We start from the raw sequence: 19,209 nt of genomic DNA, 5'->3' as shown, positions 1-19,209 counted from the left end.
GTCTGCTGAAAAGGAGCAAGCTGTGGTGGTCATCACATCGATAGACAGAGATTCCTTGGAGGCTTCAGTGGGTCAATCACCCTCGCCGCGTGTCGAAACGCAGACCGCACGGTCCGGATCGATGCAGAAGCGGGTCCTGGCAGGCGGCGCCGTCGGCCAGTTCATCGAATTCTACGATTTCAGCCTGTACGGGCTCAGCGCCCTGATCCTCGCTACGCACTTCTTCCCCTCCGGATCGACGTTCACCGCGATGCTGGCCACTTTCGCCACCTTCGGCGTGGCCTTCCTGATCCGCCCGCTCGGGGGCCTGTTCTTCGGTGCGCTCGGCGACCGCATCGGCCGTCGGCCGGTCCTGTTCATCACACTGATGGGCATCGGCCTGGCGACGGTCGGCATTGGCCTTATGCCCTCCTACTCGGCCATCGGTTTCGCCGCGCCGGTCCTGCTGGTGTTCTTCCGGCTCATCCAGGGTTTCTCCGCCGGCGGGGAATCCGTCGGGGCACCGGCCTTCGTGCTGGAGCATGCACCGCTGGAGCGCCGCGGACTCTGGCTGGGCGTCACCATTGGCGCCACGGCGTTGCCCGGTGTCTTGGCCGGCGGGCTGATCCTTGGGCTGAACCTGCTGTTCGGCCCGGACGGGTACGAAGAGTGGGCCTGGCGCATTCCGTTCCTGCTGGCCCTGCCGCTGTCCGTGTTCGGGTTCTGGATCCGCAGCCGGACCGAGGAGTCGCCGGAATTCCAGAAAGTGCTTAAGTCGGCGGAAGCCAAGGAATACAGCCCGATCCGCGAGGCCTTCCGCACCAACGGCAAACGCATGGTCCAGGTCGCGCTGGTCTGCGGCCTGATGGCATTGTCCTTCTACTTCCTCGCCGGTTACTTCGTCTCCTTCCTGCAGACGGCCGGCGGCCTGAGCCGTGCCCAGTCGCTGGGACTCAACGCCATCGTTATGGCGCTGATGGCAACAGGCGCCCCGTTGACGGGCCTGATCGGCGACAAGGTCGGACGCCGGCCGATGCTCCTGGCGGGCTCGGCAGGGTTGGCGATCCTGGTCATTCCCGCGTTCCTGCTGATCACCAGCGGCAACGTTGGGGTCGCGCTGCTCGGCCAGCTGGTCTACATCATTCCGCTACTGGTTTTCGGCGCCGGCAGCTCCACGATTTTCGTGGAGATTTTCCAGACCAAGACCCGGTTCACCTCCGCTGCGGTGAGCTACAACGTCGGCTACGCATTGCTGGGCGGAACCGCACCGCTGGTCGGCACCTGGCTGGTTGAGACAACCGGCTCAGTGGTGTCTCCCGGCGTGTACCTGGCCGTTTACGCGGTCATCGTGTTCCTGGTGGTCCGCTTCGGAGGGATCCCGGAGACCCACCCGTTGCTGGGTAAGAACCGCCCGGAGAAAACCGAACTCGTCACCCAGAAGTAGAACCCTTCGTCCGGATCGGCCCGGCCGCTGGTTTCCAGCGCAGGCCGATCGGCATGTCACCACCCGCACCAAAGTTAAGCATTAGCGAAAGGCAGTTGCTCTTCCATGGAACCCACCATTGTCTATCCCGCCCGCATGATCCGTACGATGGACCCGGCTCGGCCGACCGTGGAGGCCATTGCCGTGCGCGGGGAAAGGATCCGGGCGGTTGGCACGGTGGCCGAATTGCTGGCGTATCCGGGTGCGGTTCTCGATGAGCGCTACGCGGATGCCGTTTTGGTTCCTGGTTTCGTGGAATCCCACAGCCATGCCGGAACCGGCAACATGTGGAATGACACATACGTGGGGCTGGTGGACCGCACGGATCCCGACGGGAAACTATGGCCCGGCTGCCGAAGCATTGAGGAAATCGTCGAGCGCCTGGCGGAAGCCGAAGGTAGCCTCCAAGATCCCGAAGCCCCGTTGCTGGCATGGGGGTTGGACCCCATTTACTTCCAGGAGGAACGGCTCTCCACGAAACACCTGGACCAGGTCTCGGCCACCCGTCCGATTCACATCATGCATACCAGCGCGCATTCGGTGTCGGTGAACTCGGCGGCGCTGGCGCTCTACGGGATCGATTCGGAGACCACCGTGATCGGCGTCGTGAAGGACGCGAACGGAAACCCGACGGGCGAACTCCAGGAAGTGGTGGCGATGGCCCTCGTCGCCCCTCTGACCGAAGGCCACGGGGCGTTGTTCACGAACCCCGCCGCGTTGCGCGCCTTTGCCCAGGACGGGGTGAATACAGGCACCACCACGCTGACCGACCTGGGTTCGCAGGTCCTCATGGAGGACGAAGGCGTGGACATGTACCGATCCGCTGTCGACGAGGACTTCCCCGCCCGCATCAACGTATTCCACTTCGGCGTGGGCTTCGGCAAAGTTTCCCTCTCCCTTGAGGATGCCGCCAAGCGGTTGGTTTCCCTGCGGGAACGCTCAAACGACAAACTGCGCTTCGGCAACGTGAAGCTTATGCTCGACGGCGCGATCCAGGGCTTCACGGCCAGGCTGCTGGAGCCGGGCTACTACGGCGACCAGCCCAACGGGATCTGGGCCGTCAGCCCGGAGGAATTCCATGAGGCATTCGAGACGTTCCACCGCGCCGGCATCCTGGTACACGTCCACTGCAACGGCGACCAGACAACCCAGCTGTTCATCGAGACGCTCGAAACCATCCTCTCCAAATACCCGCGGCCGGACCACCGCCACACGGCCACCCACTCGCAGCTGACCACTGCGGCCCAGTACCGCCGCCTGTCGGCGCTGGGCGCGTGCGCCAACATCTTCGCCAACCACATTTGGGCCTGGGGCGACCAGCACATGGATCTCACTGTCGGCCCGGACCGCGCCTCGCGGATGAACGCGGCGGCCACGGCGCTGCGGCACGGGGTCCCGATCTCGCTGCACTCGGACACTCCCGTGACGCCGCTGGGCCCGTTGCGCACCATGAAGCATGCGGCCACCCGGTTGACCGTCTCCGGCCGGGTCATGGGTGAGCACGAACGCATCAGTGCCGCTGAAGCATTGGAGGCAGTCACCCTGGGCGGGGCCTACATGTTGAAGATGGACCACGAGGTCGGGTCGCTCGAGGCCGGAAAGTTCGCCGACGTTGCGGTGCTGGCCGAGGACCCTCTCGAAGTGCCCGCCACCCGGATCGGCGAGATCCACGTGTACGGAACCATGGTGGGCGGACGCCACCACGCCAGCAATGTGGCAGCTCCGGCCCTCGCCGGCAGGCCGTGACGCCCCGGCTCGGGCTGATCGGCGGCTACCTGGGGTCCGGAAAGTCCACGCTGGTCAATCGGCTGCTTTCCGGTGCGCTGCCTGGCCGCACCGCCGTGGTGGTCAATGACTTCGGCAGCGTTAACATCGACGCGGACCTCATCCTGTCGGCGGACGGCGACACGATCGAGCTGAGCAACGGGTGTATTTGCTGCCAGCTCAGCGACGACGTGGCACGCACTATGACGGCCTTGGCAGCCCGCGAGGACCTCGACAACGTCATTTGCGAGGTCAGCGGGGTGGGAGACCCCGGCGAGCTGGCGGCCTGGCGCAGCTATCCGGGGTTCAGTGCGGGGCCGGTGATCGTCTGCGCCGACGCCACGGCAATCGTGCGATTGGCGCGCGATCAGTACGTGGGGGATACCGTGAGCCGCCAGTTGCGTTCGGCCGAGCTGGTCCTAATCACCAAGACGGACCTGGCCACTCCGGGAGACATCGCCGAGGCACTACGGGTTTGCGACTCTGCAGCCCCGCAGGCCCTGGTGCTGCAGCAGGATCCGCTGGACCCGCAGCAGACCGCGGCCCGGCTCTTTGCCGCCGAGATACCTCCATCCGCGGCAACCAGCCCCGAGGTGGCCGACGCGCATACCGAGACCCATTCCACCTGCACGGTTGCTGTGCCAGGCCCGGTCGACGTCGATTCACTTCGACTGGCTTTGTCGGCTCAGTCTCAACGGCTGGTCCGTGCCAAGGGAATTGTCCAGGATTCGGCCGGCGGTTGGCATGAGGTTCAGCTGGCGGGCGGCCGGGTTGAGGTCAGGAGGAGGCCGTTGGATGCTCCGGTGCCCGACGCCGCCCGGCTGGTATTGATCTCCGCTGGAGTGCACCGAACTGCATCCTTGGAGGAGGCACGGTCAGAGTTGGCCGGTGCCATGCCTGGCGGACCGCAGCCCTGAACATGGGCCGAAGGGCAACGCCCTCACCGGCGGGGCGCGCCGTACCGTGCGAGGAAGAGCGCCTCGGTCAGGGCCATGTTCTCGATCTCGCTCGGATCGACGCTCTCATTGGGTGCGTGGATGAGGGCCTGCGGTTCCTCGACCCCGATCAGGATGATCTCGGCGCCGGGATTGGTCTGCTCGAACACGTTGCATAACGGGATGGACCCGCCCTGCCCCAGTCGCGTCATCGGCCTGCCAAAGGCCTCCTGCATGGCCGCGGCCATGGCCTGGTAGGCCGGACCATCGGTGGCGGCCTCGAACGGTGAGCCGGTCGCTTCGACCTCAACCGCGACCTTTACGCCCCAGGGAGCAGCGGACTGCAGGTGCGCGATAAGGGCCGGCTCCGCGGCTTCGGGCGAGGTGCCGGGCGGGATCCGGAGGTTCAATCGGGCGGCCGCCCGCGGGACGATGGCAGCGGCCGACCCCACGACGGGCGGAGCGTCGATGCCGAGGATCGTCACAGCCGGGCGGGCCCACAGCATGTCCGAGACGCTGCCGTCGCCGAGCAGCGAGACGCCGTCGAGCACACCAGCGTCCGACCGGAACTGCTCAGGCGCGTAGACCGCGCCCATCCAGTTTCGGCTGCCGTCCAAGCCGGTCACGGTGGTGTTCCCCTGCCCGTCACGCAGGCTGGCGAGGATGGCCACCAGGGCGGCCAGGGCGTCCGGTGCGGGTCCGCCGAACATCCCGGAGTGGATCTCCGACGCGAGTGCTTCCACCGTGACGACCACGTTGACCATGCCGCGCAGGCTGACCGTGGCCGCCGGATGCCCCACGGCGGCGTTGCCGGTGTCGCAGACGAGGATCGTGTCGGCCCGCAGGAGATCCGGATGGTCAAGGACGAAGGTCTCAAGCCCGCCGGTGCCCTGCTCTTCCGAGCCTTCAACGACCAGCTTGAGATTGACGGGCACGTCATCACCGAGGGCCCGCAGCGCCGCCAGGTGCATCACGATGTTGCCCTTGCAGTCGGCGGCGCCGCGGCCGTACCAGCGCCCATCCACCTCGGTCAGCTGGAAGGGCGGCGTGTGCCAGGCGGCGTCGTCGAGCGGCGGCTGGACGTCGTAGTGGGCATAAAGCAGGACGGTGGGCGCCTGCGGGTCGGCGCAGGGCCGGGATCCGAGGACCACCATGCTGCCGTCTGACGTCTCCTCCAGATGGGCGTCGGAAAAGCCAACCTCCGCGAACTTCTCCCGGACCCACTCCGCCGCGCGCTGGCACTCATCGGCGGGGAACTGGCGCGGATCCGCCACGGACCTCAGGGCCACGAGTTCGGCCAGTTCCTTCTGTGCCTGCGGCATCAGCTTCGCCACGCGCTCCCGTGCATCCATGATCAGCCACCCGTGTTTTCGGTGTTGAGTTCCTCCATAGAGGCCTTGAAGTCATCCAGATGCTCGGGGCAGTAGACCTCGATGATCAGCAGCTGCCCCTTCACCGCGCGGCTTTCGGAAATGATCGGCCGGGCGCCCGGCCCGGTTGCCCCGTTGGCCAGCATCGAGTTCAGGGTAGCCCGGCTGAGCGCTGCGTTCGGATTGGCGCAGGCCGCACCGCCGTCCTCGCCCAGCACGCGCGCCACCTGATCCTTGTCGGGAGCGGTTAGGCCGGACGCCTCAACCAGCGCAATAAACCGTTCCGCCTTCGCGTCTGCCTGTTGGTTGTTCCTGGCTGTGTTGAACGCCAGCAGCGCCCAGAGTGCCAGCCCGGCGAGGATCACAATGGCAGTGACATAGATCCAGGTGCGCTGGCGTTTGGATTCGTGCTCCACTGGTGTGCTCACGAGGCCACCTCCGGTAATTGGTCCTGCTTCCAGGACGGCTTACGGAATCGGTAGAACAGGAACGGGACCAGCAGGCCCAGGCCGAGGGCGCCCCCTCCGACGACCAGGAAATAGATCCAGGGGTTGCCGGACGAGAACTGAGACGGTGGGACAAACCCGACAAGCAGTGCGGCCAGCGAGGCCGCGAAACCCACACCGCACAAGCCCAGCAGCATTGGCGCCCGGAAACCGCGCGGGTGGTCGGGGTGCTTCTGCCGCAGCCGGACCGCAGCCACGAACATCAACAGGTACATGATCAGATAGACCTGCGTGGTGATGACGGAGAAGATCCAGTACGCGCTCGAGACGTTCGGCAGCAGAGCGTAGGCGAGGCCGATCACCGTGGTGACAATGCCCTGGACCACCAGGATGTTCTGCTGGACGCCGTTCTTGTTCAGTTTCTGCAGGAACGGCGGGAGATACCCCTCCTGCCGGGAGATCAGCAGCAGCCCCTTGGACGGGCCTGCCAGCCAGGTAAGCATGCCGCCAAGTGATGCAGTGACCAGCATGATGCCGACGATCGGAGTCAGCCATTGCCATCCGAAGTTGGCAAAGACTGCGTCGAAGGCCTGCATCACCCCTGCGGTGAGGGAGAGCTCCTCGGCGGGGACGATCCAGCTGATCGCCAGGGCGGGCAGGATGAAGATGGCGAGCACCAGGCCCATGGCCAGGAACATGGACTTGGGGTATTCCTTGTCCGGGTTCTTCAGCGAGGAGACGTGGACGGCGTTCATTTCCATCCCGGAATAGGAAAGGAAGTTGTTCACGATCAGCACCAGGCTGGAGAGCCCGGCCCAGGCGGGGAGCAGGTTTTCGGCGGTCATCGGCGCGGCGGATTCGTTGCCCTGGCCGAGGAACACGATGCCGAGGGTCACGAGGACGACGCCGGGGACCAGGGTTCCGATGATCAGCCCGCCGCTGGCGAGTCCGGCCACCCCTTTGGTGCCGCGTGAGGACACCCACACTCCGGACCAGTAGACGATGATAATTACGCAGGCTGTCCACACCCCGCTGCTGGCGAGCTGGGGGTTGATGACGTACGCCAGGGTGCTGGCGACGAACCCTAGAAGGCTGGGGTAATAAAAGATGGTCATGGCGAACTGGCACCAGACCGCGAGGAAGCCCATCGGTTTGGAGATGCCCTCCGAGACCCACTTGTAGATGCCGCCGGTCCAGCCTGAGGCGAGCTCGGCGGAGACCAGGGAGGTGGGGAGCAGGAAGACCAGCGCCGGCAGCAGGTAAAGGAAGACGCAGGCCAAACCATAAACCGCCATGGTGGGTGCCGCCCGGAGGCTGGCAACCGAACTGGTGGTCATCATCGCCAGCGCTATCCAAGAGATCCACTGGGTGTTGGTGGGGCGGGTGCGGGCGGGTGCGGTTCCGTCCGGCGGGGCATCGGCGGCCCTCACAACGCGTCCCTGGAAGGTGTTTGCTTAATCATGAGTGCCTCCGTGCAACGTAGGGCAGAGTGACAGTGGATCAAGTATGAAACCCGGTTCCCGCGGGATGCCAGAGACCACCCGCGGAACGGGCGAAGAACGGGAAAGTCTGAGCGAAATCTTGTCCGCTTTCGGCACCTAGCTGGATGGGGCCGGGGCAGCTGTAGCCGAGGTCGGCAGCGTGTAGGTGGTGGCTGCGGCACTGGCCGCGGCGTCGTTCAATGTGCCCTTCTGGGCGCGGTGGCGGCCGATTAGGAAGGCCATCAGGACGCCGAGGAAGCTGAAGATGGCCATCGCCCATGCGGCTGCCGCCAGTCCGGAGGCAAGGGCGTCACCCGTTGATGCTCCATCCGCGGTCTGGGCGCCGATCACGTTGCCGTAGATGGTGGCTGCAAGCGCCGTGGCCACCGCTGCGCCGACGTACCTGGCCATATTGGAGATCCCCGATGCCCCGCCGACCTGGTTCTCCGGCACGGCTGCGGTTGCCGCGGAGGAGGCCGGGCCGTTGGACAAGCCCATGCCGACGGCAATGGCGATCAGCGGTGTCAGGAAGAGGGGATAGGCCCAGGTCGCGTGTACAAAACCCACAATGGCGAAACCGGCGGTGGTCAGGGCAAACCCGAGGCCGATCGTCTGCCGGCCACCGATCTTGGCAGCCAGCCGGGGCACCAGCGGGGCCACCACCACCAGCCCCACGGTAGCGGGGAGCGTGGCCAGTCCTGCCTGGAGCGGGCTGAGACCAAGGGTCGCCGGATCCTGGAAGTACAGGCTCAGCAGGTACATCAGCGCATTAATTGTGCCCGCTCCGATGAGGATGGCGATGGTCGAACCGACGAGGACGCGGTTGCGCAGCAGGGCGAGGTCCAGGAGCGGAACGGCCACCCGACCTTCGACGACGATGAAGGCGTAGCCGGCTCCGATCGAGACTGCGAAGCAGCCGAGAGTGGCGACCGAGAGCCAGCCCCATTCACCACTCTGGGTCACGCCCAGAATGAGGGGCGTCAGCGTCAGCGCAATCAACACGGTGCCGGCGTAGTCGATCGTCCGGGGCCGGTGCGGGTCTCGCGACTCAGTAACAGTTATTGCCGTCAGGCCCATGCACAGCACTGCTACCCCGGCGTCGATCCAGAAAAGCCCCTGCCAGCCCGTGGCGTCCACCAGCACGCCGCCGGCTAACGGCCCGGCGGCAGCACCGACGGCCGCCGCAGCACCCCAGAGGGACACAGCCCGCAGCTGGGCCTCGCCGGAGTTCGCGACCGAGAGCAGGCTGAGCCCGCAGGCCAGGATCGTGGCTCCGGCCGCGCCCTGGACCAGCCGGCCGGCAATGACCATCCCGCCGGACCCGGCGAGCGCAATCATCACACAGGACACAACAAACAGCAGGAGCCCAAGCTGGAAGATACGTTTGCGGCCGAAGACATCACCCAGCGAACCCGAAGTGACGATCACCGCCGCACCAACCAGGGAGTAGCCGGTCACGGCCCACTGCAGGGTTGTCACCGACATTCCGGTGTCCTCGGAGATCGCCGGAAGCAGGATGCTCACCGCCGAGGTGTTTGCGTTGACTACCAGTGTGGAGATGCAGGTCGCCGCGAGCACTCCGCCCGTCCGGCTGCTGATTTTTGCGGCGTCGCTCATCGCCCTGCCCTTCCGATTACCGGCCCGGTGGGATGCACCTCCCACCACGGTAAGTCAGTGCCCCGCCGTGGGCGAGATATCGTGCGCGATGCCGGGCCTACACGGACAAAGCTGCGACAAGGCTGCGACCAAGCCACAGGGCGCGGCAGTTCACGTGCGCGACGTCGGCGGTCACCATCGCTGCGCCCTGCCGGTTCCCGGGCGCTCGCCGGCTCTTACCAGGGCCTGTCGTTACACCAGGTTCGGCAGCCCGGAATCCTGGTGCACCGCTGCGGCAACGGATTTAATCGCCGCCACGGCCTGCTCCGGCCCGTAGCCCTGGGTGCAGACCGCAAGAACGTACGATCCGGGCTCTCCGGGACTGCCGATGAAGGCAACATCGTGGTGAATGCCGTCCACCCAGCCGGACTTGGAACCCCAGTCCGCCGTGGCGGGAAGCACCGCGCCGATCACCGGGTGCTCCTGGCGCCGAAGCTGCTCGAGCATAAAGCCGGTGCTGTCCGGACCGGCCACCGCTCCGGAAATGACGGCATGCATGATCCGGACCAAGTCGGCGGCCGTGGTCTCGTGCGTATATCCGGCATCCCGGGCGGCGTGATCGCTGATCAGCCGCTCCAGGCGGGATGATTCCGCCCCGCACAGGGACAGCGCCTCCGCCGCTGCCTCCATGCCCGTCAGCTCCAGCACCATGTTGGTTCCGGAATTGGAGGAGGCGTAGACCATCCGCCCCAGGGCCTCGGCGAGCGTTACCGTACTGCCCGCGGGCGGCATTCCCGCGTCCGTTTCCTCGGCGTCGAAGGTGAAGTCACCGGCCCCGGGGAGGCGGCTGGGGAACCGGTCCTTCACGAGGACAGGCTGCGAAAGCTCAAGCCGGCCGGCGTCGACCTGCCGCATGGCGGCGATCAGGACGGCCAGCTTGATGGTGCTGGCGGCGTAGAAGACGGTATCCGGACTGCTGGACGCCAGCACGCGGCCGGTTGCGTCGGCGGCGAAATAGGAGAGCTTGGGAGCGCTGCCCCCGTGGGTGGAACTCACTGAGAACTCACTGACATGCGGAAATGCTCTCATACGCCGTAGGCATGACGGAATAATGACCAACATGCTGTCCTTCGCCCGCTTGCTTGCCCTGCTTGAAGTCTCCCGTACGGGCAGCATCTCCGCTGCCGCCAAACAGCTGCAGCTGACTCCGTCCGCGGTGTCGCACCAGATCTCGACGCTCGAGCGCGAACTGGAAACCCGGCTCATCGAGCGGGGACCCAGGGGTGTGTGGCTCACCGCCGCCGGCAGCCGGCTCGCGGAGTACAGCGAGTCCCTCGCGGAGCTGGTGGAGCGGGCGGAACAGGAAATCCGGGAGCTCGGCGGGGGTGAACGTGGCCGCCTCAGCCTGGGCTTCTTCGCCTCGGCCGGTCTTGAGCTTGTGCCCACCGCGCTGTCCGCGTTTATGGCAGGACGCCCCCACGTCGGCCTGAACCTCATTCCCGGCCAGCCGCACGAGCTGCTCCCGCGGCTGCTCAGCACGGAACTCGACGTCGCCGTCGTTTTTGATTATTCGGCGGTACCGCCCAAGAACAGCCTGGGCAAGGCACCGAACGTGACCTACGAGCCGCTGCTGGTGGATCCGCATTTTATTGCCGTGCCGCCGGGGTACCGGCAGCCGGCTCCTGGCTTGGTCACAATCGAGGATCTCTCCGGCGAGCAGTGGATTGCCACCGAGGGGATGGACAATGAGGTGGCCCTGGTGGACCGGATCTGCGCCGCAGCCGGGTACACCCCCAACGTGCGCTGCCGGACAGACCATTACGACGTCACCATCGGCATGGTTTCGGCAGGTATTGGCTTTGCGCTGGTTCCCGCGTTGAGCCTGGGGCCCGTCGCGGAGCGCCGCCGGGTGCCGCTGCGGAAACTGTGCACCCCGCACCCGGCGGCCAGGCACATCAGAGCGGCGACCCGGGCGGACAACCCCAACCCGCTGGTGCCTGCGTTTATGGAGCATCTCCGGGAGACAGCGCAACGCCTGGATGAAGAGATCAGGCAGCTTTCGGCAGCAGTTGATGCGGTTTCCTCCTAGGACGCTTCCTGCAGTGCGCTATTTTCGGCGCGCGGGAACGGGCTCGCGCAGCACTGCTGCTCCCGGTGCCGCGCCGGTCAGCCGTTGGGCGTGCAGGATCTCCCGGCCGGCAACGAAAACGTGCTGGATGCCCAGGGGCGCCCGCAGCGGATCCGTGAACGTCGCCTGGTCCGCCACGGTGGCGGGATCGAAGACGACGACGTCGGCGGCGGACCCGGGTGCAAGCGAGCCCCTGCCCGCCAGCCCAAACCGCTGGGCCGGAAGCATGGTCATTCGCCGGACGGCGTCCTCGAGGGAAAGCAGCCCCAGCTCGCGCACATACCGGCCAAGGACCCGTGCAAAGGTTCCGGCCCAGCGTGGGTGCGGTTTGCCGTCCTTGGGGACACCGTCCGAGCCGATCATGGTTCCGGGATGCGCCAGGACGCGCTGCATATCCGCCTCGTCCATGGAATGGGAAATGATGGTGACGGCTCCGGATTCGGCCAGCAGCAGGTCAGCAACATAATCCACCGGGTCCAGGCCGGCCCGCGCTGCCAGCGCGGTGATGCTGTGCCCCTCGATTCCGGGATGTTTCGGTGCTCCGGCGACGTCGATCCGGTCCCAGCCACCATTGCCGATCGTGTTCTCCCAGCCCGGTTCGCCATCTTCAATGGAGGCCCGCATCCGGTCCCGCTGCCCGGGATCCGCCAGCCGGGTCAGCAGCGCCCGGAATCCGCCGTCGGAGGCCCAGGGCGGGAGCATCGCGTGCAGGGAAGTGCTGCCCGCGACATAGGGGTAGACATCGCAGGTGACATCCAGGCCCTGGAGCCGTGCCTCGTCCATCATGGCCAGGGTGGTGGCGGACTTGCCTGTGGCGTACTTGCCGGCGGTCTTGTGGTGGGAGACATGCAGCGCGGTCCCGGATTGCCGGGAGATCTGCAGCGCTTCGTCCAGCGCCTCCTCTACCCTGCTCATCTCATCCCGCAGATGTGTCACATAAGGAGCGCGGTGCCGGGCGGAGACCTTCCCGAGGGCGATGAGTTCAGCGGTGCCGGCGAACGTTCCCGGCGGATAAATCAGTCCGGAGGACCACCCCACGGCCCCGGCGTCCAGCGCCTCGTCGAGGAGCCGGCACAGCCGGTCGGTTTCCTCCGCGGTGGCCTCGCGCTGGGAGAAGCCCATTACGGCAGCCCGCAGGGTCGAATGTCCGAGCAGCGATGCGATGTTGTTGACCCGGCCGGCGCCGTTGTGGCGCGCGGCGAAGCCGTTAATGCCCGGAACGGGATTGCCCGCGGGGCCGAGCAGCGCCGTGCAGAAGTCCCGCAGGCCGTCGGCATGCGCGTCCGCCTGCGCGGATGGGAAGAGGGAGTAGCCGCAGTTGCCCGCAATTTCGGTGGTGACGCCCTGCCTGGCGGCAGCCAGGACCAGGTCCGGAGGAGGCATGGTGCCGGGGGCATCCAGCACGGTGGCATCCGAGTGCGTGTGCACGTCGATGAACCCCGGGCTGACGACCAGCCCGGACACGTCGATGACCTGGGCCTCCCTCGGGTCCACGGTGCCGGGAGGAGCAATGCGGCCGTTGGACAGCGCGACGTCGGCGGGCACGGCGGGGGACCCGCTGCCGTCGGCCACCAGGCCGCCCCGCAGCAGGTAATCTCCGGGCACTAGCGGACCCTGGCCAGGAAATCCGCGGTGCGCTGGTGCTGCGGGTTCGTCAGGACCTGCTCGGCAGTGCCCGACTCTACGATCACGCCGTCCGCCATGAAAATCACGCGGTCTGCAACGGTCCGGGCGAAGGACATTTCGTGGGTAACCACGGCCATGGTCATGCCGGAGCTGGCCAGGTCCTGCATCACCGTCAGGACCTCGCCCACCAGCTCGGGGTCCAGCGCCGACGTCGGCTCATCAAAGAGCATCAGCCGGGGGTCCATCGCCAGGGCCCGCGCGATGGCCACGCGTTGCTGCTGGCCGCCCGAGAGCTGGGCCGGGTGATAATCCGTCCGGTCCCCAAGCCCCACACTGGTCAGCAGTTCGCCCGCGCGGGCCATCGCTGCCGCCCGCGGTTCGCCCTTAATCTTCCAGGGTCCTTCGGCCACATTTTCCAGAGCAGTCATGTGGGGGAAAAGGTTGAAGCGCTGGAACACCATGCCGATGCCCTGGCGCTGCCGGCGCAGGTCGTCATACTTACGCTCCAGCAAGGTTCCATCCGGCTGCTCCACATATCCCAGCAGCTCTCCGTTAATCCACACCCGGCCGGAGTCGATGGTTTCCAACCGGTTGAGGCAGCGGAGCAGCGTGGTCTTGCCCGAGCCGGACGGCCCGATGATGCAGACAACTTCCCCCGCGGAAATCGCCAGATCAATTCCCTTAAGGATTTCGTTCCGGCCGAAGCTTTTCCGGACGGCGCGGGCGTGGACAATCAGGTCATTCATGGCGCCCTGGCTTTCTGGGGAACGATGGGGAGAGTTTCGCCAGCACCTTGTTATGCACCGGTGTCCTGCCGTCAAAACCCTTCGAATATTTCTTTTCCAGGAAGTGCTGGCCGATGGTGGCCACCGTGGTCAGGACCAGATACCAGATGGAGGCGACGATGAGCATCGAGATCACCTCGAAGTTGCCCAGGTAGATCCGCTGCACCACCGTCATCAGATCGGAGCCGGCGATGATCGAGACGAGCGATGAGGTCTTGAGCATGGAAATGAACTGGTTGCCGGTTGGCGGCAGGAGGATACGCATGGCCTGGGGCAGGATGATGCGGCCCATGATGCGTGCCCGGGACATTCCCAGGGCTTCAGCGGCTTCCCGCTGCCCGCTGTCCACCGACAGGATTCCTGCACGGATGATCTGCGACATGTAGGCCCCCTCGTTGATCGCCAGCCCCAGCAGGCCGGCGACGAACGGAGTGATGATGGAGGCCTCCACGCCGAAGAGCTTGGGCCCGCCAAACGGGATGCCGAACTCCAGCTGGGGAAAGATCACGCCGAGGTTGAACCAGAACAGCAGCTGCACCAGCAGCGGAGTGCCGCGGAAGAACCAGGAGAACGCGCCGGCGACGATCCGCAGCACAGGATTCCGGGACAGCTGCATGACCGCGACCACCAGGCCGATGAGAATACCGGCCACCATGGAGATTGTGCTCAGGGCAATGGTCACCCAGAGTCCCTCCAGGACCGTTGCGGCGGTGAGGTATCCGGCCACAACGTCCCAATGGATGTTCGGAGTCACGACCAGGACATAGAGGACCCACAGCCCGAATATTGCAGCGGCAGCACCGCCAATCCAGCGCCCCCATGCCGGCGCGCGCCTGGCGTTGAGCGGAATCACTTCCGCTTCAGTGCGTTCCGGCGCAGGGGTGCCGGTGTTACTTGCCGGCATTGATTTCGGCATCCTGGACCGCTGCATTGGCGACTCCGTATTTCTCCAGGAGGCTCTGGTAGCGCCCGTCATCGATCAGTTCCTGCAGGGCAGCCCGCACAGCATCGGCCAGCTGCTGGTCGGTCTTGTCCAAGGCCATGCCCCAGGGGCCTGCCTCGTACTGCTCCTCCAGGACCTCGTACTTGCCTGACTTAACTGCCAGCTCCGCGGCTACCGGATAGTCGACCATGGTTGCGATGGCCCGGCCTGTGTCCATCTGCAGCAGCCCGGTCGGAGCGTCTTCCGACTCGGAAATCTTCATGGGAGTGCTGCACTCCTTCTCCGAGTAGTCCTGCAGGATGGCCAGGTTCGAAGACCCCTTGGCCCCAACAACATTCGTCCCGCACAGGTCCGCGATCCCGGTAATGCCTTCGGGGTTGCCCTTGTTGACCATGATGGCTCCGCCGGCAACAAAGTAGTCGACGAAGTTGACCGCCTGCCGGCGTTCCTCGGTGTCGCTCATGGAGGAAATAGCCAGATCCCACTGCTTGGACTGCAGGCCGGGAATCAGCCCGGGAAACGAAGCGTTGGTGATTTGGAATTCGAGACCGAGCTGCCCCGCGATAAGCTCCGCCAGCTCCGGATCCACGCCGATCAGCTCGGTTGTGCCTTCCTTGTACATTTCCATCGGGGGGTACCCCTCGGCGGTCGCAACTTTCAGTACGCCCTTTTCCCTGAGCGCGTCCGGGACCATGCTCTCGGCAGTGCCACCCTCAGCCGCGGAAGCAGAAGGCGAAGCGCTGCCGCCGCCGTCGGCCGCCGGCGCCGCGGACCTGCCGCACCCCGCCGTGGTGACCAGCAGCGCAACCATGCCGATGGTGGCTGCCGTCCGTCCGTATCCCCTAAATATCGCCTTCATGGGTACCCCTGATTCCTTAGGTCGTCCTGCCCGGGCCCGGCCTGATGAAGTGGCCATGCATTGCAAGGATGGTGCCACCCAACGGAATCATCCACAATATTTTTCACGAATTAGATGTCATCCATCGATTTATTTCATATCAACTGGTTTTCAGTACGGACGAGGCTAGACTGCTGGGGCGCCAAATAGCCGGGGGTGTTAAGGTGGCCGGAATGAAGACCCTTGACTTGATCCTTCACCTCGCCGGCCCGGGGGAAGCCCCGTTTCCTGATCTCGCGGCAGGCCTGCGCATGGTCCGCAACGCCCGCGAGGAACTGGCCGAAGCCCACATTGAACTCGTGGTTCAGGGCCCGGTCGTGACCCAGCTGGTCAGCACCGCACCGAACGCTGGGGCGGTTTCAGTCCTCGCCGCCGAAGACGGAGTCACCGTTTCTGCCTGCCATAACAGCCTTCGGTCAGCGGGCGTGGAAGAATCCACTCTGGCCAGTGGGATTGCCGTGGTCCCTGCGGCCGTGGCCCACCTCGCCGTCCGGCAGTCCAACGGCGCCGTCTATGTCCGTATCTAGCGCCGCCCGCCGGCCGGGGTTACGGTAACGGCATGCCCACCCGACCAGCCCAGGACCAACGCCTGCGCGACCTGGTGGTGCTCCGCAGGGTCCGGGACCGGATCGACCGGGAGTACGCGCAGCCCCTGAACGTCGAGGCGCTCGCACGCGACGCCCACATCTCGCCGGGCCACCTGAGCCGGGAGTTCAAACGTACTTTCGGTGAGGCGCCGTATTCGTACCTTATGACCCGCAGGATTGAACGGGCCATGGCGCTGCTCCGCCGCGGCGACCTGTCCGTGACGGAGGTGTGCTTCGCCGTCGGCTGTTCCTCGCTGGGAACCTTCAGCACCCGGTTCGCGGAACTGGTCGGTGTTCCGCCCAGCACCTACCGCCGGGAGCATGCTGGTGCGACGGACGGCATCCCCTCCTGCATGGCGAAGAACATCTCCAAACCGGTCAGGAATCGAGAAGCCCGCGCGGCCACCGGCTAACTATCGTTGCCGGTATGAACCTCAACATACACAACACCTTCCTGCCGCAGACCAACCCGGATGAGTCGCTCGCTTTCTACCGTGACGTCCTTGGATTCGAAGTGCGGAACGACGTCGGCTACCAGGGGATGCGGTGGATCACCGTGGGTCCCGCAGACCAGCCGGAGGTCTCCGTGGTGCTGTATCCGCCGTCGGCCGATCCGGGCATCACCGAGGAGGAATCCCGGATGATCGCCGAAATGATGGCCAAGGGAACCTTCGCCACGATCGTCCTCGCCTCCCCGGACGTGGATGCGGCGTTCGATGCGATGCAGGCAGCGGGCGCCGAAGTTATCCAGGAGCCAACGGACCAGCCCTACGGCATCCGGGACTGTGCGTTCCGGGATCCTGCCGGCAACCAGGTGCGCGTTAACGGCGTCTAGGTTCGGTGGAGCTTGGCACCGCCCCTGCCGGAACGCCCGGGCGACGCCGGCTGGAGTGCGACGTAGGCTGGAGGGGTGCGCAAAGAAACCCTGTGGGAAACCAAAAAACGCCAGAACCCGGAGCACTCAGCCTGGTACATCCAGCGCTTCGAGCAGATGCGGGACGAGGGCGCCGACCTGGCCGGCGAGGCCCGGCTGGTCGACGCCATGCTGCCGCGCGGAGCACGCATCCTCGACGCCGGGTGCGGCCCTGGCCGGGTCGGCGGTGACCTGGCCCGCCGCGGACACGACGTCGTTGGCGTGGACGTGGACCCGGAGCTGATCGCCGCCGCGCAGAAGGACTTCCCGGACCTCCCGTGGTTCACCATGGACCTGGCCGAACTGGACCTGCCCGCAGAGGGCATCGCCGAACCGTTCGACCTGATCGTCAGCGCCGGAAACGTGATGACCTTCCTGGCGCCCGGCACCGCTCCGGCCGTGCTGGAACGCATGCGTGAGCACCTGGCTCCCAACGGACGGATCGTGGTTGGCTTTGGCGCCGGACGTGGTTATGGCTTCGGCACGTTCTTCGAGGACGCCTCGATGGCGGGGCTGGTTGTCCAGCAGCGGTTCTCCACCTGGGACCTGCGCCCGTTCGACGTCGAATCCGACTTCCTGGTCGCTGTCCTGGGCCGCCGCGGCGAAGCCTAAGGTGTCCTGACGGGCGGAATCAGCTGAGCCGTTCGGACAGGTGGATAGTCACGTTGTCTCCGATGTCCTTGCCGATCTTCTTCCGCAGCTTGGCGCTGATCGAGAGCATGTGGCCGCCGGAGCCGGTGGGCATCAGGCCGGCCCTGACGGGTTGATCGTCCACGGTCGCCACAACCTTCACGGTTTTTCCGGTGCCAAAGAACTCAGTGGAGCCGGGCATCTCCACGCAGGACCAGATATCTCCCTTAACGTTCACCCCGATCGGAGCTTTGAAGGTGTGGTCGAGGGGACTCGGGACTTCAGCCATCGTGTTCTCCTGTTTTTGCCGGAGTGGCCACCCTACCTTTTCCGGTGCGGGGAAGGACCAGTGACCGTGCCCGATGAGAGGGCTCCTGCCGGCCCCGGCAGGCAGGTGTTGTTGGCTCCTGCCTGCCGGACCGCCGTCGTGCGTTGCTGCCAGCTACTTTGCGCCGACCAGCTCCGGGTGGTGGAGCGCCGCGACCTGCGGGTGGGCGCGGAGCCAGCCCTTAAGGACGTTCTCGCCATAAGAAGCGAGCATCGGGTTCTGCGGATCGTCCGAGATGCCGCGGGACCGGGCAGCCAGCGCCGGGGGAAGCTGCACCGGGTCAATCACCGAATCCAGGCGCGGTGACCAGAAGAACGGAATGGCATAGCGGTCGACGCCGGGCGGCGGGGACTGCACCCGGTGGATCGTCGCGGAGAGGTAACCCTGCGTGGCAACCTCCAGCATCTCGCCCAGGTTCACCACCAGGGCGCCGGGGATCGGTTCCACCGGGATCCACTGATCCGACTCGTGCGGCTTCACTTCCAGTCCGCCCACCTCATCCTGCAGCAGCAGGGTGACGAACCCGTAGTCGGCGTGGGCGCCTACACCCTGGCTGCCGGCTTCCTTCACCACACCGCCCACGTAGTGGATCAGCTTGGCCATCCAGGCGGGCGTTCCCTCAAACGGTTCGGTGAAGTGGTCCTCGGGCAGCTCCAGGGAGACGGCTATCGCGGAAAGCAGCTCGGCGCCAACCTCGGACATCAGTCCGGCCCACTCGATGGAGGTTTCGCGGAGTTCCGGCAGCACGGTGTCGGGGAACAGGTTGGGCCCCTGCACCAGCCAGTAGGGCTGGTCTGCCGGGTAGCCGGTCACCGGCTCGCGTTCCGGGCCGAAGTCGACCTGCTCGCGGGCATCCGGGCGGCCCTGGGTCAGTTCGGTGCCGAGCCGGGTGTAGCCGCGGAAGTGCGGGGACCTGCGGTTATCCAGCTCCAGCCGATCCTCGAGGGGCAGGTCGAAGAAGCGCTTGGTGACATCAAAAAGGTCCTTGACCCGCTCTTCTCCGGCGCCGTAGCCAACCAGCTGGAAGAACCCGATCTTGTGGGTGGCTTCGCGGAGCTGGTCGATGAAGCCGGCGTTGAACGTTCCGTCCGAATTGCGGGCGGTACTGAGGTCCAGGACAGGAATCGATGTGGGGTTCTCGCTCATGCCGGAAAGCTAGCACCGGACTGTGTCAACTGGGAATCAAATGTTACGCAACACGGCGTCATGGGGCTGTGACGTGCGGTTATGTCCTGTCCGACGGGTCTCGTCACGTCATAATTGGGTGCCGGGTGCCGGGTGCCGGGTGCCGGGTGCCGGGTGCCGGGTGCCGGGTGC

The 19,209-nt window shown here is 65.9% G+C and carries 19 protein-coding genes; 8 read left to right on the top strand and 11 right to left on the bottom strand.

From position 1 onward, the window contains the following. The first annotated feature begins 67 nt into the window (after positions 1-67). From RTN46_RS05125 to RTN46_RS05115, 3 genes are all read left to right on the top strand, one after another. Entirely contained in the window at positions 68-1,423 is a 1,356-nt protein-coding gene (locus RTN46_RS05125) for an MFS transporter (protein ID WP_312179551.1), read from the top strand. Positions 1,424-1,528: 105 nt separating this feature from the next. Continuing rightward, positions 1,529-3,208, top strand: coding sequence for an amidohydrolase (locus RTN46_RS05120; RefSeq protein WP_312179549.1), 1,680 nt, complete (start codon positions 1,529-1,531; stop codon positions 3,206-3,208). Beyond that, positions 3,205-4,143, top strand: coding sequence for a GTP-binding protein (locus RTN46_RS05115; RefSeq protein ID WP_312179548.1), 939 nt, complete (start codon positions 3,205-3,207; stop codon positions 4,141-4,143). The genes RTN46_RS05120 and RTN46_RS05115 overlap by 4 nt, the downstream gene beginning before the upstream one ends. Before the next feature lie 23 nt (positions 4,144-4,166). Here the strand turns inward: RTN46_RS05115 and RTN46_RS05110 are convergent, their stop codons facing one another. The 5 genes from RTN46_RS05110 to RTN46_RS05090 form a co-directional block, all read right to left on the bottom strand. After that, positions 4,167-5,513, bottom strand: coding sequence for a dipeptidase (locus RTN46_RS05110; protein WP_312179546.1), 1,347 nt, complete (start codon positions 5,511-5,513; stop codon positions 4,167-4,169). Between the two features lie 2 nt (positions 5,514-5,515). Then, positions 5,516-5,959, bottom strand: a complete 444-nt coding sequence (locus RTN46_RS05105; protein ID WP_312179545.1) for a hypothetical protein — start codon at positions 5,957-5,959, stop codon at positions 5,516-5,518. Next, the gene (locus RTN46_RS05100) at positions 5,956-7,407 is read right to left on the bottom strand and encodes an APC family permease (protein WP_312179543.1); all 1,452 of its coding nucleotides are present in this window, start codon (positions 7,405-7,407) and stop codon (positions 5,956-5,958) included. Before RTN46_RS05100 ends, RTN46_RS05105 begins: the two co-directional genes overlap by 4 nt. Positions 7,408-7,575: 168 nt before the next feature. After that, positions 7,576-9,075 carry an MFS transporter gene (locus RTN46_RS05095; RefSeq protein ID WP_312179542.1) on the bottom strand — a complete coding sequence of 500 codons (1,500 nt, stop codon included), beginning with the start codon at positions 9,073-9,075 and terminating at the stop codon, positions 7,576-7,578. A gap of 231 nt (positions 9,076-9,306) precedes the next feature. Further along, positions 9,307-10,110: a serine hydrolase gene (locus tag RTN46_RS05090; RefSeq protein ID WP_312179540.1), complete on the bottom strand. Its 804-nt coding sequence runs from the start codon at positions 10,108-10,110 to the stop codon at positions 9,307-9,309. A gap of 55 nt (positions 10,111-10,165) precedes the next feature. Between RTN46_RS05090 and RTN46_RS05085 the strand changes: the two genes are divergently transcribed. Then, the gene (locus RTN46_RS05085) at positions 10,166-11,143 is read left to right on the top strand and encodes a LysR family transcriptional regulator (RefSeq protein ID WP_312179539.1); all 978 of its coding nucleotides are present in this window, start codon (positions 10,166-10,168) and stop codon (positions 11,141-11,143) included. Positions 11,144-11,161: 18 nt separating this feature from the next. On the opposite strand, the gene RTN46_RS05080 is transcribed toward RTN46_RS05085, so the two are convergent. From RTN46_RS05080 to RTN46_RS05065, 4 genes are read right to left on the bottom strand one after another with little or no spacing between them, the layout of a single operon-like run. Next, positions 11,162-12,787: a D-aminoacylase gene (locus RTN46_RS05080; protein ID WP_312179537.1), complete on the bottom strand. Its 1,626-nt coding sequence runs from the start codon at positions 12,785-12,787 to the stop codon at positions 11,162-11,164. Then, on the bottom strand, positions 12,787-13,554 hold the full coding sequence (locus RTN46_RS05075; RefSeq protein ID WP_312179535.1) for an amino acid ABC transporter ATP-binding protein: 768 nt from the start codon (positions 13,552-13,554) through the stop codon (positions 12,787-12,789). Before RTN46_RS05075 ends, RTN46_RS05080 begins: the two co-directional genes overlap by 1 nt. Then, a complete protein-coding gene (locus RTN46_RS05070; protein ID WP_312179533.1) occupies positions 13,547-14,497 on the bottom strand; it encodes an amino acid ABC transporter permease in 951 nt (316 codons plus the stop codon). The genes RTN46_RS05075 and RTN46_RS05070 overlap by 8 nt, the downstream gene beginning before the upstream one ends. After that, the gene (locus RTN46_RS05065; protein ID WP_312179531.1) at positions 14,484-15,395 is read right to left on the bottom strand and encodes an ABC transporter substrate-binding protein; all 912 of its coding nucleotides are present in this window, start codon (positions 15,393-15,395) and stop codon (positions 14,484-14,486) included. Before RTN46_RS05065 ends, RTN46_RS05070 begins: the two co-directional genes overlap by 14 nt. Before the next feature lie 212 nt (positions 15,396-15,607). Here RTN46_RS05065 and RTN46_RS05060 point away from each other — a divergent pair, with 212 nt between their 5' ends. The 4 genes from RTN46_RS05060 to RTN46_RS05045 all read left to right on the top strand — a co-directional run bounded on the left by RTN46_RS05060 (position 15,608) and on the right by RTN46_RS05045 (position 17,546). Continuing rightward, positions 15,608-15,961: a DsrE family protein gene (locus RTN46_RS05060; RefSeq protein ID WP_312179530.1), complete on the top strand. Its 354-nt coding sequence runs from the start codon at positions 15,608-15,610 to the stop codon at positions 15,959-15,961. Between the two features lie 32 nt (positions 15,962-15,993). Next, the gene (locus tag RTN46_RS05055) at positions 15,994-16,434 is read left to right on the top strand and encodes a helix-turn-helix transcriptional regulator (RefSeq protein WP_312179529.1); all 441 of its coding nucleotides are present in this window, start codon (positions 15,994-15,996) and stop codon (positions 16,432-16,434) included. A 14-nt stretch (positions 16,435-16,448) separates the two neighbouring features. Then, positions 16,449-16,856 (top strand): VOC family protein, encoded by a 408-nt coding sequence (locus RTN46_RS05050; protein WP_312179528.1) that lies wholly within the window; start codon positions 16,449-16,451, stop codon positions 16,854-16,856. Between the two features lie 75 nt (positions 16,857-16,931). Continuing rightward, positions 16,932-17,546, top strand: a complete 615-nt coding sequence (locus RTN46_RS05045; RefSeq protein ID WP_312179527.1) for a class I SAM-dependent methyltransferase — start codon at positions 16,932-16,934, stop codon at positions 17,544-17,546. Between the two features lie 19 nt (positions 17,547-17,565). Here the strand turns inward: RTN46_RS05045 and RTN46_RS05040 are convergent, their stop codons facing one another. Together RTN46_RS05040 and RTN46_RS05035 are read right to left on the bottom strand one after the other, a co-directional pair. Further along, positions 17,566-17,853 carry a DUF1905 domain-containing protein gene (locus RTN46_RS05040; protein WP_312179526.1) on the bottom strand — a complete coding sequence of 96 codons (288 nt, stop codon included), beginning with the start codon at positions 17,851-17,853 and terminating at the stop codon, positions 17,566-17,568. A gap of 153 nt (positions 17,854-18,006) precedes the next feature. Further along, the gene (locus RTN46_RS05035) at positions 18,007-19,038 is read right to left on the bottom strand and encodes a 2-oxoglutarate and iron-dependent oxygenase domain-containing protein (RefSeq protein ID WP_312179525.1); all 1,032 of its coding nucleotides are present in this window, start codon (positions 19,036-19,038) and stop codon (positions 18,007-18,009) included. Positions 19,039-19,209 lie beyond the last annotated feature (171 nt).

This window comes from Arthrobacter sp. (assembly GCF_031988865.1).
Classification (GTDB): domain Bacteria; phylum Actinomycetota; class Actinomycetes; order Actinomycetales; family Micrococcaceae; genus Arthrobacter_B.
Note: the sequence above shows the minus strand (reverse complement) of the source record. Positions and strands in the feature narration are given on the sequence as shown.

Bases quoted from the DNA above. Each gene is read 5' to 3' on its own strand.
- RTN46_RS05120 (WP_312179549.1), top strand. From the start codon at position 1,529: ATGGAACCCACCATTGTCTATCCCGCCCGCATGATCCGTACGATGGAC.
- RTN46_RS05110 (WP_312179546.1), bottom strand. From the start codon at position 5,513: ATGGATGCACGGGAGCGCGTGGCGAAGCTGATGCCGCAGGCACAGAAG.
- RTN46_RS05095 (WP_312179542.1), bottom strand. From the start codon at position 9,075: ATGAGCGACGCCGCAAAAATCAGCAGCCGGACGGGCGGAGTGCTCGCG.
- RTN46_RS05085 (WP_312179539.1), top strand. From the start codon at position 10,166: ATGACCAACATGCTGTCCTTCGCCCGCTTGCTTGCCCTGCTTGAAGTC.
- RTN46_RS05075 (WP_312179535.1), bottom strand. From the start codon at position 13,554: ATGAATGACCTGATTGTCCACGCCCGCGCCGTCCGGAAAAGCTTCGGC.
- RTN46_RS05070 (WP_312179533.1), bottom strand. From the start codon at position 14,497: ATGCCGGCAAGTAACACCGGCACCCCTGCGCCGGAACGCACTGAAGCG.
- RTN46_RS05065 (WP_312179531.1), bottom strand. From the start codon at position 15,395: ATGAAGGCGATATTTAGGGGATACGGACGGACGGCAGCCACCATCGGC.
- RTN46_RS05060 (WP_312179530.1), top strand. From the start codon at position 15,608: ATGAAGACCCTTGACTTGATCCTTCACCTCGCCGGCCCGGGGGAAGCC.
- RTN46_RS05055 (WP_312179529.1), top strand. From the start codon at position 15,994: ATGCCCACCCGACCAGCCCAGGACCAACGCCTGCGCGACCTGGTGGTG.
- RTN46_RS05050 (WP_312179528.1), top strand. From the start codon at position 16,449: ATGAACCTCAACATACACAACACCTTCCTGCCGCAGACCAACCCGGAT.
- RTN46_RS05040 (WP_312179526.1), bottom strand. From the start codon at position 17,853: ATGGCTGAAGTCCCGAGTCCCCTCGACCACACCTTCAAAGCTCCGATC.
- RTN46_RS05035 (WP_312179525.1), bottom strand. From the start codon at position 19,038: ATGAGCGAGAACCCCACATCGATTCCTGTCCTGGACCTCAGTACCGCC.